This window comes from Xanthomonas sp. AM6 (assembly GCF_025665335.1).
Classification (GTDB): domain Bacteria; phylum Pseudomonadota; class Gammaproteobacteria; order Xanthomonadales; family Xanthomonadaceae; genus Xanthomonas_A.
Genome location: NZ_CP106869.1, coordinates 3,257,240 through 3,269,610, shown reverse-complemented (window position 1 = coordinate 3,269,610; position 12,371 = coordinate 3,257,240). Strand labels below are relative to the sequence as shown.

General features: G+C 72.2%; 9 protein-coding genes. 2 read left to right on the top strand and 7 right to left on the bottom strand.

Going from position 1 to position 12,371, the window contains the following annotated elements; translation table 11 throughout:
• Window positions 1-77: 77 nt before the first annotated feature.
• Window positions 78-1,355, top strand: a complete 1,278-nt coding sequence (locus OCJ37_RS13740; RefSeq protein ID WP_263110115.1) for an FAD-dependent oxidoreductase — start codon at window positions 78-80, stop codon at window positions 1,353-1,355.
• A gap of 315 nt (window positions 1,356-1,670) precedes the next feature.
• Here the strand turns inward: OCJ37_RS13740 and pdeM are convergent, their stop codons facing one another.
• Genes pdeM through OCJ37_RS13720 form a run of 4 tightly spaced genes read right to left on the bottom strand, consistent with a single transcriptional unit; the run spans window position 1,671 to window position 7,444 of the window.
• Entirely contained in the window at window positions 1,671-2,321 is a 651-nt protein-coding gene (gene pdeM / locus OCJ37_RS13735; protein ID WP_263110113.1) for a ligase-associated DNA damage response endonuclease PdeM, read from the bottom strand.
• On the bottom strand, window positions 2,311-4,854 hold the full coding sequence (locus OCJ37_RS13730) for a ligase-associated DNA damage response DEXH box helicase (RefSeq protein WP_263110111.1): 2,544 nt from the start codon (window positions 4,852-4,854) through the stop codon (window positions 2,311-2,313). Before OCJ37_RS13730 ends, pdeM begins: the two co-directional genes overlap by 11 nt.
• On the bottom strand, window positions 4,851-6,443 hold the full coding sequence (locus OCJ37_RS13725) for an ATP-dependent DNA ligase (protein ID WP_263110109.1): 1,593 nt from the start codon (window positions 6,441-6,443) through the stop codon (window positions 4,851-4,853). Before OCJ37_RS13725 ends, OCJ37_RS13730 begins: the two co-directional genes overlap by 4 nt.
• On the bottom strand, window positions 6,440-7,444 hold the full coding sequence (locus OCJ37_RS13720; RefSeq protein WP_263110107.1) for a ligase-associated DNA damage response exonuclease: 1,005 nt from the start codon (window positions 7,442-7,444) through the stop codon (window positions 6,440-6,442). Before OCJ37_RS13720 ends, OCJ37_RS13725 begins: the two co-directional genes overlap by 4 nt.
• 112 nt (window positions 7,445-7,556) lie before the next feature.
• Here OCJ37_RS13720 and OCJ37_RS13715 point away from each other — a divergent pair, with 112 nt between their 5' ends.
• Complete coding sequence (locus OCJ37_RS13715; RefSeq protein WP_263110105.1) at window positions 7,557-9,197, top strand: acyl-CoA dehydrogenase family protein; 1,641 nt, start codon at window positions 7,557-7,559, stop codon at window positions 9,195-9,197.
• A 210-nt stretch (window positions 9,198-9,407) separates the two neighbouring features.
• On the opposite strand, the gene OCJ37_RS13710 is transcribed toward OCJ37_RS13715, so the two are convergent.
• From OCJ37_RS13710 to OCJ37_RS13700, 3 genes are all read right to left on the bottom strand, one after another.
• Window positions 9,408-9,776: a hypothetical protein gene (locus OCJ37_RS13710; protein WP_263110103.1), complete on the bottom strand. Its 369-nt coding sequence runs from the start codon at window positions 9,774-9,776 to the stop codon at window positions 9,408-9,410.
• The gene (locus tag OCJ37_RS13705) at window positions 9,773-10,312 is read right to left on the bottom strand and encodes a bactofilin family protein (protein WP_263110101.1); all 540 of its coding nucleotides are present in this window, start codon (window positions 10,310-10,312) and stop codon (window positions 9,773-9,775) included. Before OCJ37_RS13705 ends, OCJ37_RS13710 begins: the two co-directional genes overlap by 4 nt.
• 104 nt (window positions 10,313-10,416) lie before the next feature.
• The gene (locus tag OCJ37_RS13700) at window positions 10,417-12,126 is read right to left on the bottom strand and encodes a sensor domain-containing diguanylate cyclase (protein WP_263110099.1); all 1,710 of its coding nucleotides are present in this window, start codon (window positions 12,124-12,126) and stop codon (window positions 10,417-10,419) included.
• Window positions 12,127-12,371 lie beyond the last annotated feature (245 nt).

The window sequence follows — 12,371 nt, the reverse complement described above, 5'->3', positions numbered from 1 at the left end:
GTTTTTGAGCCCCGCTTCGGCGGGGTTTTTTATGGATGGCGATACCGCTGCGGTGTCGCCCGCAATCAGTGGATGCGATGAGGCAACGGATGCAGATCGGCATCGTCGGCTACGGCACGGCGGGCCAGGCCCTGGCGCTGCTGCTGGCGCGCGACGGCCACCAGGTGCAGGTGTTCGAACGCGCGCCGCAGCCGGGTCCGGTCGGCGCCGGGTTCCTGCTGCAGCCCACCGGGCTGCAGGTGCTGTGGCGGATCGGCCTGCTCGAGCAGGCGCTGGCGCACGGCGCGCCGGTGCGGCGCCTGTACGGCGAGACGCCGTGCGGCCGCGCGGTGATGGACATGCGCTACCGCGACCTGGACGCGCGCCTGTTCGGCCTGGGCATGCAGCGCGGCGCGCTGTTCGCGCTGCTGGCGCAGGCGTGGGACGGCTACGCCGAGCTGCAGCGCGACACGCGCATCGTCGCCATCGACGACGGCCTGCGCCGGCTGCAGGACCAGCACGGGCGCTGGCATGGCCCGTTCGACCTGGTGATCGCCAGCGACGGCTCGGCCTCGGCGCTGCGCGCGCAGGTGCAGGGCACACGCCTGGACCGGGTCTATCCGTGGGGCGCGCTGTGGTGCCTGCTGCCGCGCGGCGACTGGGCCTTCGCCGACGAACTGCGCCAGCGCTACGTGGCCGCGCGCAAGATGATCGGCCTGCTGCCGGTCGGCACCCGCCCGGGCGATCCCGAGCCGCGCATGAGTTTCTTCTGGAGCCTGCCCACCGCCGATTTCGACGCGTGGCAGACGCGCGGCATGGAGGCGTGGCTGGACGAGGTCGCGCAGCTGTGGCCGCAGGCGCGCGAGCGCCTGGCGCAGGTGTGCGCGCCGGCGCAGCTGGCGCGGGCCAGCTATCGCGACGCGGTGCAGCAGCGCTGGTACCGCGGCCGCCTGGTGCTGGCCGGAGACGCGGCGCATTCGATGAGCCCGCAGCTGGGGCAGGGCGTCAACATGGCGCTGATGGATGCCTGGGTGTTGAGCGAAGCCCTGCGCGAAGCGCCGGACCTGGACGCGGCGCTGGCGCGCTACCAGGCGCAGCGCCATGCGCACGTGGCGGTGTACCAGTTCTGGAGCCGCTGGCTGACGCCGCTGTTCCAGTCCGAGCGCGACCTGGTGGCGCGGGTGCGCGACATCGGCATGCTGCCGGCCGGGCGCATGCCCGGCGGCCGCGGGCACATGCTGCGCGTGCTCAGCGGCACCCAGCACGGCTGGTTCGGCAAGCTGCCGCTGGAGCCCGCGTTCTTGCAGGCGCTGGCCGATACCGCGGCGCTGCCGCGGATCGCGCCGGAGCAGGTGCGGAGCGAGCGGGTGCACTGAGCGCCAGCGTTCGATGCAATCGTGCGCCGCAGTGCCGGCGCTTTCTGTAGGAGGGGCTTCAGCCCCGACCGCCTTGCCGATAAAAATGGTCGGTCTGAAGCTTTTCCTGCACAGACCTCGTCCGAAGAGATGGTTCGGCAACCGGCGCGATCGATCCGGCAGGCTTGCGGGCATGTCCGCAAGGGACGGCGCGACTGGCGCAGCGATTTTCCCCGAGATGGCTTCGACCCCGATGCCTGGTTCGGTAGAGCGTCGGGGCTGAAGCGCTCCTGCAGGAATCGCGACTCGCCGGGATGGCTTGGCCGGCTCCTGCCGCTACGGCGCGGCCACCGGCAGCGCCAGCGGCTCGCCTTCGACGCAGGCGACCAGGCGTTCGCCTGTCTCCAGGACCGGGACCACGCCGGCGGTGAAGTGCGAGAACGCGGGCAGCACCGTCATCCGCTCGCGCAGCCAGAACGCCGGCCAGCGCGGGCGCATGTCCGGCAGCTTGGCCAGCGGATGCAGGTGGCCGCACAGCACGTGCAGATGCGCGCCCGGCAGCGGATCGTGGCGCAGCACGAAGGGGCCGTCCTCCACCTGTTCGCCCAGCAACGCGATGTCCAGTCCGGCACTCGCCAGCGCGCGGTCGTGGTTGCCCGAGATCGCGGCCACGCGCAGTTGCGGATGCGCCGTGCGCCAGTCGTGCCAGTGCCGTTGCCAGGCCGCTGCGGGCGCGGCGCCGTGCAGCACGTCGCCGAGGATCCACAGTTCCTGCGCGGCCTGCGCCTGCACCAGCGCGGCAAGACGTTGCAGGTCGAACGCGGTGCCGCCGCTGGGCAGGCCGATGCCCGCGCGGCGGAACACGTCGGCCTTGCCCAGGTGCAGGTCGGCGATCAGCAGCCGCCGCCGCGCCGGCCAGTACAGCGCGCGCTCGCCGAGCAGGGTCATCGGCTCGCCGGCCAGGGTCCAGGTCAGCTCAGCGGGCATGGCGTTGTTCCAGCTGTGCGGCGGCGCGCATCACCCGCGCCTTCCAGTCCTCGGTGCTGAGCTGGCCGCGGATGCTCTCGGCCCACAGCGGGAACGACAGCGGGGTCAGGCTGCGCGGCGTGCGCAGCGCCAGTTCGCGCGCGGCGCAGTCGTGCAGCGTGGCGGCGAGCCGGGTCAGTTCCATCTCGCCCTGCAGCACTTCGCGTTCGGCCTGCGCCAGCAACAGATGTTCGGGATCGAAACGGCTCAGCACGTCGTACAGCAGGCCGCTGGAGGCCTGCAGCTGGCGCAGGCTGCGCGGCGTGCCGCCGGGCAGGCTGGGCGGCAGCAGGCCGGACACGCGCGCGATCTCGCGGAACTGGCGCCGCGCCAGTTCGCCCAGGTTGAGGCTCTCGCGCAGGTCCTCGAACAGCTGCGCGGGGCTGAGCAGCGCGCGCAGCAGCGCCGCATCGGGCGCCACTTCCTGCGCCGGCGACAGCACGAAACCGTAGTCGTTGGCGGCGAAGCTGAAGGTGTTGCGTTGATGCCGGCCCCAGCGCAGCGCCAGCAGCGCGGCCAGGCCTTCGTGCACCTGGCGCCCGGCGAACGGATACACGAACACGTGGCGGCCGTCGCGGGCGCGCACGCTTTCCACCAGCAGCCGCTGCGGCGACGGCAACGCCGACAACGCGCGCTGCAGGCCGAGCAGCGGCGCCAAGGCGCGCAGTTCTTCCTCGCCGCGCGGTTCGGCGAACACCGCCTCCACTTCGTGCGCCAGCGCCGAGGACAGCGGCATGCGCCCGCCCATCCATTTCGGCACGGTGCCGTCGCCGCCCTTGGCCAGGCGCACGTAGGCGGTCATGTCTTCCAGCCGCACCAGCTCCAGCATGCGCCCGGCGAACTGGAAGCGGTCGCCGCGGCGCAGGCGGCCGACGAACTGCTCTTCCACCGCGCCGAGCCGGCCGCCGCGCAGGAAGCGCACCGCGACGCTGCCGTCGCTGGTGATGGTGCCGATCGACAGGCGATGGCGCAGCGCGATGCGGCGGTCGTGCACGCGGTACACGCCGTCGTCGTCGCGCACCACCTTGCGGTAGTCCGGATACTGCGCCAGCGCGCGGCCGCCCTGCACGATGAACTCCAGCACCGCATTCCAGGTGGCCGCGTCGAGCGCGGCGAACGCGGCGGTGCCGCGCACTTCGGCCAGCAGCGCATCGGCGCGGAACCCGCCGCCCAGCGCGCAGCTCACGCAGTGCTGCGCCAGCACGTCCAGCGACAGCCGCGGCGACGGGCGCGATTCGATGCGGCCGTGGGCGATGGCGCGGCGCGCGGCGGCGTACTCGACCAGCTCCAGCGCGTGCGTGGGCACGCACAGCACGTGGCCGGCCTCACCGGGGCGGTGCTTGGCGCGGCCGGCGCGCTGCAGCAGCCGCGCCACGCCTTTCGGGCTGCCGATCTGCAGCACCTGGTCGACCGCCGGGAAATCCACGCCCAGGTCCAGGCTGGAGGTCGCGACCACGCAGCGCAGGCTGCCGTCGCGCAGGCCCTGCTCGGCGGCGCTGCGCAGCGCCGGATCCAGCGAGCCGTGGTGCAGCGCCAGGGTCTGCGTGTCTTCCGGCCACACCGAGTCCAGCGCCTGGTGCCACAGTTCGGCCTGCGCGCGGGTGTTGGTGAACAGCAGGCTGGTGCGCACCGCGAACAGTTTTTCCAGCACCCGCGGCAACTGCGCCAGGCCCAGGTGGCCGGCCCACGGGAAGCGCTCGCCGCTGGCCGGCGCCAGCGTCTCCAGGGTCAGCGTGCGCGGCTTGACCCCGGCCACGATCGGCGCATCCGGCACGTGCGGCAGCAGCACGTCGCGCGCCTCGTCCAGGTTGCCGAGCGTGGCCGACAGGCCCCAGATGCGCAGCGCCGGCGCCCAGGCGCGCAGCCGCGCCAGGCACAGCTGCAGCAGCACGCCGCGCTTGTTGCCGAGCAGTTCGTGCCATTCGTCGACGATCACGCAGCGCAGCGTCGCCAGCTGCGGCGCGGTGTCCGGATAGGACAGCAGCAGCGCCAGCGATTCGGGCGTGGTCACCAGCGCGTCGAGCTTGCCGCTGCGCGCCAGGCGCTTGTCGCGCGCGCTGGCGTCGCCGGTGCGCACGCCGATCTGCCAGTCCAGGCCCAGCGCCTGCGCCGGTTCGCGCAGCGCGCGCACGGTGTCGGCGGCGAGCGCGCGCAGCGGGGTGATCCACAGCACCTTCAGGTCGCGCTGCGCCTGCCGGCGCGCACGCGTGGTCGGCGCCGACTTGCTCGCGCTGGCGGCGGCCTTGCTGCGGCGCGGCGCTTTGCGCGCGGCGGCCTGCTGCGCGGCCTGGTCGCGCAGGCCTTCCAGCAGCGGGCCGCCGAATGCGGCCAGGGTCTTGCCGCTGCCGGTGGGCGTGTGCAGCAGTCCGGAACCGCCGTCCAGATAGTGCCGCCACAGCGCGCGCTGGAACGGCAGCGGCCGCCATCCCTGCGCGGCGAACCAGGCGTACAGCGGCGCGTCGGCCGGGCGCTTGCGCGCCTGCGCCGGGGTCATCGCGCCAGCGCCTGCAGCGTGGCGAGCCGGTCGGCCTCGGCGAACGGCTTGTCGTGGCGCCAGCGCAGGATGCGCGGAAAGCGCACCGCGATGCCCGACTTGTGCCGGCTGCTCTTGTTCACCGCCTCGAAGCCGAGTTCGAACACGTGGTACGGCGTCACCGCGCGCACCGGACCGAAGCGCTCGGTGGTGTGCGCGCGGATCCAGCGGTCCAGGGCCAGGATCTCGCTGTCGTCCAGGCCCGAATACGCCTTGGCCACCGGCACCAGCTGTTCGCCGTCCCACAGGCCGAAGGTGTAGTCGGTGTACAGCGTGCTGCGGCGGCCGTGGCCGGCCTGCGCGTACAGCAGCACCGCGTCGATGGTCAGCGGTTCGATCTTCCACTTCCACCAGTCGCCGCGGCGGCGCCCGGACTGGTAGGGCGAGGACGCGCGCTTGAGCATCAGCCCTTCCACGCCGCGCTCGCGCGCCTCCTCGCGCAGCGTCGCCGCCGCCTCCCAGCTCGCGGCCTGCACCTGCGGCGACAGCACGATGCGCGGATCGGCGTGCGCGTCGAGCAAGTCCTGCAGCTGCGCGCGGCGCTGCGCCAGCGGCTGTTCGCGCAGGTCGACTCCGTCCAGTTCCAGCAGGTCGTAGGCGAGCACCCGCGCCGGCGTGTCGGCCAGCGTCTTGGCGCCGGGCTTGCGCCGCTGGATGCGGGTCTGCAGCGCGGTGAACGGCAGCGGCGCGGTGTCGCCCTCGCGCCAGCCCAGCAGTTCGCCGTCGATCACCGCATCGCGCGGCAGCGTGGCCGCGGCCGTCTCGATTTCCGGGAAGCGGCCGTCCAGGCGTTCCTCGCCGCGCGACCACAGCGCCACCTCGCCGTCGCGGCGGATCAGCTGCAGGCGGATGCCGTCCCATTTCCATTCCAGTTGCCAGTCGTCGATCGCGCCGAGCGTGGCGACCTCGTTTTCCAGCGGCGAGGCCAGGAAGAACGGGTAGGGCTGCTGGCGGTCGCTGGCCAGCACCTCGTGCGAGAGCAGGTCCTCCAGCGCGGCCGGGGTCGGCGACCACGCGCCGAGCATGCGCTGGGCGATGCGCGCGATGTCGATCCCCGACATCGCCGCCAGCGCCTGCTGCACCAGCCGCTGCGACACGCCCACGCGCAGCGCGCCGGTCAGCAGCTTGTTGAACAGCAGGCGCTCGTCGAAATCCAGGCTGCGCCAGCCGGCCAGCACTGCGGCGTGGCGCGCGGCCTCGTCCTGCGCGGCCACCGGCAGCAGGCGTTCCTCGATCCAGTCGCGCAGCGGCGCCGGATCGGAGGTCTCGGCCGGATCGTCCAGCAGCAGGGTGAGGGTTTCGGCGAGATCGCCAACGTGGTCGTAGCTGTCGTCGACCAGCCAGCCGGGCAAGCCGCTTTCCTGCGCGATCCACTCGCGCAGTTCGCGGGTGTTGGCGATGCGCCGCAGCTTGCCGCCGCTCAGCAACCAGATCGCCCACGCCGCGTCGGCCGGCGGCGCCTGCTCGAAGTACGCGACCAGCGCGGCGCGCTTGTCCAGCGTCGCGGTGCTCTGGTCCAGCTGCCGGTACAGCGCGGCGAAGTGTTTCATTCCTCGGCACCGTAGTCGGTACGGAACGCCTCGGCGGCGACGCCGCGCTCGTTCAGCGCGCGGATGATCGCGTCGGTATTGCCGTGCGTGGCGATGACCCGCTGCGCGCCGGTCTCGGCGATGGTGCGCAGCAGGTCGGGCCAGTCGGCATGGTCGGAGACCACGAAGCCGCGGTCGTAGTTGCGCCGGCGGCGGTTGCCGCGCAGGCGCATCCAGCCGGAGGCGAAGCCGAGCTGCGCATGGCGGAAGCGGCGCAGCCACGGGCTGCCCGCGGCCGACGGCGGCGCCAGCACCAGTTGCCCGGCGTAGTCGGCGCGCTTGTCCAGTTCGGCGACCGGCTGCGTGTCGAGCATCGCCACCCCGGCCTGCCGGTACACCGCCACGCCGGCGGCGACCGCGCCATGCAGCAGCGCCGGCTGGTCGTCCCACGGCTGCAGTTCGGCCAGCACCCGCTGCGCCTTGCCCAGCGCGTAGCAGAACAGCACCGCGGCCTCGCCACGCGCGGCGCACTCGCGGCGCCAGGCGACGATCTCGCGCGCCACCGCGGCGGTGTCCGGCCAGCGGTACACCGGCAGGCCGAAGGTGGCCTCGGTGATGAAGGTGTCGCAGCGCACCACCTCGAACGCCGCGCAGGTCGGGTCGGGCTGGCGCTTGTAGTCGCCGGAGGCCACCCACACCTCGCCGTCGACCTCGACGCGCACCTGCGCCGAGCCGAGCACGTGCCCGGCCGGATGCAGCGACACCTGCGCGGCGCCCAGCGCGAAGCGTTCGCCGTAGTCGTAGGCGCGGTACGCCTGCTCGCCGAGCCGCCAGCGCAGGATCGGCAGGCCTGCCGCGGCGCAGTGGTATTCGCCCATGCCGGCGCGCGCGTGGTCGCCGTGGCCATGGGTGATGACCGCGCGCGGCACCGGGCGCCAGGGATCGATATGGAAGTCGCCGGCGGGGCAGTACAGCCCTTCCGGGCGCAGCACGATCAGGTCCTGGGAAGCGGGTTTTGGCATGCCTGCCACTGTGTCCAAGGCGGTGTGCAGGAGATGAGAATCCAGGCCGAACGGTTCGCCGCGCAGGCACGGATCGGCCACAATGCGGCACGCGTTTCTGGGAGACAGATGCATGCAAGCGGACCTGCCCGCATTCGCCACGCACGTGGTCGAGAACCAGCCGCCGCCGTTCGAGCCGCGCGACCTGTGGGCCGACGATGCGGTGCTGCGCGCCGCGGTGGCGCGCGAGGGCGGCACCGCGTTCGCCGCACAGCTGGCCACCTACGGCGCGCTCGCCGGCGACACCCTGTACCGGCTCGGCTTCGACGCCAACCGCGACCGGCCGCGGCTGCGCACGCACGACCGTTTCGGCCAGCGCATCGACACGGTCGAGTTCCATCCGGCCTATCACCAGTTGCTCGATGCGGCCAAGGCGCACGGCGTGGCCGGGCTGTCCTGGCACGCGCCGCAACCGGGTGCGCACGTGGCGCGGGCGGCGCTGAGCTACCTGCACCACCAGGCCGAGGCCGGCACCAGCTGCCCGCTGACCATGACCCATGCCGCGGTTGCGGTGCTGCGCCAGGCACCGGCGCTGCGCGACTGGGCGGACAAGGCCGCCGCGCCGCACTACGATCCGCGCGACGTGCCGATCGCCGACAAGGCCGGTATCACCCTGGGCATGGGCATGACCGAGAAGCAGGGCGGCTCGGACGTGCGCAGCAACGCCACCGTCGCCACGCCGCTGGGCCGCGACGATGCCTACGCGCTGGTCGGGCACAAGTGGTTCTTCTCCGCGCCGATGTCCGACGGCTTCCTGGTGCTGGCGCAGGCCCCGGGCGGGCTGAGCTGCTTCCTGCTGCCGCGGCGGCTGCCCGACGGCAGGCTCAACGCGCTGCGGCTGATGCGGCTGAAGGACAAGCTCGGCGACTGGTCCAACGCGTCCAGCGAGGTGGAATTCGCCGGCGCCTGGGCGCAGCGCATCGGCGAGGAAGGGCGCGGCGTGGCCAGCATCATCGGCATGGTGATGCTGACCCGGCTGGACTGCATGCTCGCCGCCGCCGCGCAGATGCGCATGGCCTTGGCGCAGGCGCTGCACCATGCGCGGCACCGCGTCGCGTTCGGCAAGCCGCTGGTGGAACAGCCGCTGATGCGCAACGTGCTCGCCGACCTGGCACTCGAATCCGAGGCCGCCACCGCGTTCGCGCTGCGCGTGGCGCGCGCGGTGGACGCGGCCGAGCGCGACCCGGCCGAGGCCGCGTTCGCGCGCATCGCCACCGCGCTGGGCAAGTACTGGCTGTGCAAGCGCGCGCCGGCCTTCGTCAACGAAGCGCAGGAATGCCTGGGCGGCGCCGGTTACGTGGAGGAATCGATCCTGCCGCGGCTGTACCGGCAGGCACCGCTGAATTCGATCTGGGAGGGCAGCGGCAACATCCAGTGCCTGGACGTGCTGCGCGCGCTGGCGCGCGAACCGCGCAGCGCGGCGGCGCTGCTGGCCGAGCTGGAAACCGCGGCCGGCGCGACCCCGCACTACGATGCGGCGCTGGACGCGTTGCGCATGTCGCTGGCCGGCGACGCGCAGGTGGACGAGTACGCCGCGCGGCGCATCACCGAACGCATCGCACTGGCGCTGCAGGCCGCACTGCTGCTGCGCAGCGCCAGCCCCGCGGCCGACGCGTTCGTGCGCAGCCGCCTGGCCGGCGCGCACGGACTGGCGTTCGGCACGCTGGAGGCGGACGTGCCGGTGGAAGCACTGCTGGCGCGTGTGCTGCCTTGACCGCGGCAATGCCGCGCACAACCTCTTGACGCGAGAGGGCAGCCACTTTTCGTTCTCCCCTCGGGAGAAGGTGCCCCGCAGGGGCGGATGAGGGTACGTCAGCCAGTGCAGCGAGTGCGCGCGCTGCGCGCCCGGACCCTCACCCCAATCCCTCTCCCGGTGGGAGAGGGACCACGCTTCGTCCCGAGTCCCCAATCCCCAATCCCAGCATCAATGCCTCGTCCCACGCCGGCCCCCACCCTTGGCCTGGGTCGCTTCCACCGACAGGGTGAAGCTGCGCTCCTCGCCGTCGAGCATCGCGCCGACGCCGACCAGCTGGCGCTTGATCTCCTCGCCGCGGCCGTTGCGGATCGTCACCACCACCGTGTACTCCCACGCGGTGCCGTCGGCGGGATGCTGGATGGTGCCCTGCACGCGCAGCGGCACCGTCGCGGTCGGCGCCGATTGCTGCAGCGCCGCTGAGTCGAAGCGCAGGTGGTGCTTGCAGGCCGGGCAGACGCTGGCGCTCTCCAGGATCGTCGCCTTGCAGTGCGGGCAGGTCCGGGTCGCCCCCGGGGTGCCGGGACGCGGCGTGCTCATGCGCCGGCGTCTGGCTCCGTCGGCTTGCCGCCTTTGCGGCCCTTGTCGTCTTCCCAGCCGAAGTCGGCCTGGCCGCGCATCCGCGAGCCCGCGGCCACGGTCAGCGAGCCGGCCTTGACGTCGCCGATCAGCGCGCCGGACGCCAGCAGGTCCACCTGCGACGCCGATTCGATGTTGCCCTCCAGTTCGCCGGCGATGGTCACCTTGTTGGCGCGCACGCCGCCGCTGAGCTTGGCGCCGGTCTCGATGGTCAGGTCGCCCTGCACGTTGACGTCGCCCTTGAACCTGCCGGCGATGCGGATGTGGCCGGTGCCTTCGATCTTGCCTTCGATGGTGATGTCGGCGGCGATCAGCGACTCCTTGGCCGCCGGTGCAGCGGCGCGCGCGGGAAGGGGAGCGGCCGCGGCGACCGCGGCGGCGGGCTCGCCGACCACCGGATCGGCGGCAGGGCGCGGTTCGTTGGCGGTGGCGGCGGGCGTGCCGGGCAGCGGCAGGCCATCCTTGCGTGGGGTACCCTGATCTTTCCAGATGGACATGCGCGGACGTCTCCAGTCGGGGGAGACCGGACTATCGCCGCTCTACCGCGCATATTTTGTGACAGTCATCTCTAAAGCGTGCTTGGCGCATCGCGGCCGCCGGTTCAGCCCATGCCGTCCAGCGCCGGATCGAACTGCTGCACCTGGTTGCGGCCGCTGCGCTTGGCGCGATACAGCGCCGCATCGGCCTTGCGCAGCAGGGTGGTGGCGACCACGCCGTCGCGCGAATAGCTGGCCAGCCCGATCGAGACCGTCACGCCCGGCAGCGCCATGCCATCCAGCGTGGTGGTCAGCTGCTGCGCGGCGCTGCGGATCTGCTCGGCGATCGCCAGCGCCGCCTCCGGCGTCGTTTCCGGAAGGATCACGGTGAATTCCTCGCCGCCGTAGCGGCAGGCGATGTCCTCGCCGCGCAGCCGCGAAGTGAGCATCTGTCCGACCGCGGCCAGCAGGCTGTCGCCGCCGCCGTGGCCGTGCAGGTCGTTGAAGTGCTTGAAGTGATCCACGTCCAGCATCAGCAGCGACAGCGGCATCGAACGGCGCGCGCAGCGCGCCATTTCGTGGTTCAGCGACTCCTCCAGGTAGCGGCGGTTGAACAGGCCGGTGAGCGGGTCGCGGATCGACTGCAGGCGCAGCGATTCGCGCAGGCGCAGGTTGCTCAGCGCCAGCGACAGCTGCTCGGCCGCGGCCTCGGCGATGGCGATGCGCGGCAGCGGCCCCGGGCCGGGACCGGCCAGGAACACGAAGCCCAGCTGCGTGCCCTGCGCCGACAGCGGAATGCACGCGCTGCTGGCGCCGAGGGCCTGCGGGTCGTCGAGCAGATGCGCGCAGGCCGAATCGTGGCGCAGCGCGTGCACGAAATGCGCCTTGTCGCGGCGCAACGCCCAGCATTCTTCCGGCGCCACCACCGATTCGCTGCGCACCGGCGCCTGGCCCCAGGCGACGATGGCCTCGGCGCGATCCCGGGACGCGCGCAGCAGGTACACGCTGCCGCCGGCCTCGGGCATCAGCGCGGCGAGCATGCGCGCGGTCACCGCCAGCGCTTCCTTGGGGTCCACGCAGCTCTGCAGCAGGCCGGTGTAGCGGCTGAGCGCATTGAGATCGGCGCTGGTGCGCTGCAGTTCCTCGATGCTGGCGCCGAGTTTTTCGTTGGCGACCGAGGCGGCCTGTTCGGCCGACGCGCGGTTGCGCAGCTCGCGGAACAGCAACGCGTAGACCACGCACACGCTGCCCAGGCCGAACGGGATGCCGGCCAGGGCCAGGGCCAGCAGCAGGTCGGAGCTGCGCTGGTTGGAACGGTCGCGGCTCTGCAGCAGCTGCTGTTCCAGTTCGATCATCTGCTGCACGTGATCGCGGATCGTGCTGGAATCCTTGAACACGCTGGGCGCCATCGCGCGTTGCAACGCTTCCAGCCCGTCGCGCTGATAGACGTCGAGCATCCGCTGCATCTGCGTCAGCCGCGCCTGCACCAGCCGTTGCAGGACGCGCAGGTTCGCCAGTTGCGTCGGGTTGTCGGCGACCAGCGTGCGCAGCTGCGTCAGGTGCCGCGGGACACGTTCGGCGCTGTCGCGATAGTTGCTCAGGTAGGCCAGGTTGTCGGTCAGCTCGTAGCCGCGCAACGCGGTTTCGGCCTGCAGCAAGGTCAATTGCACTTCGTCGATGCTGCGCAGCACCTGGTGGGTATGCGCCACGCGCGCGGCATCGGAGATCGAGCGTTGCGCGCCGGTAAAGACGCCGAAACCGATCGACACGAAGACCAGGGCGGAGAACAGCAGCGCTAGGCGGGTTCTGATCCGCACACGGTGGAACGTCGACATTGGCGGATTGTAACCAGCCTGGAAGCGGCCAGGCGCTCGCGCAGACAAAGCGGGCCGTAGGTCACGTCGTGGTCGCGATTGAAACTGTTTCCTGCGGTGCTTGCTGCGCGCCGTGGATGGATGGCGGAAGGGCTCTGGTCCGTTTTGGGCATTCGTCCAAGCTGCAAGCTGCAACCAAGCCCATTGCTTCGCTGGGTCGCGACTGAAGTCGCTCCTACAAGAATTGCGGGAGTTGGCGCGGCGCC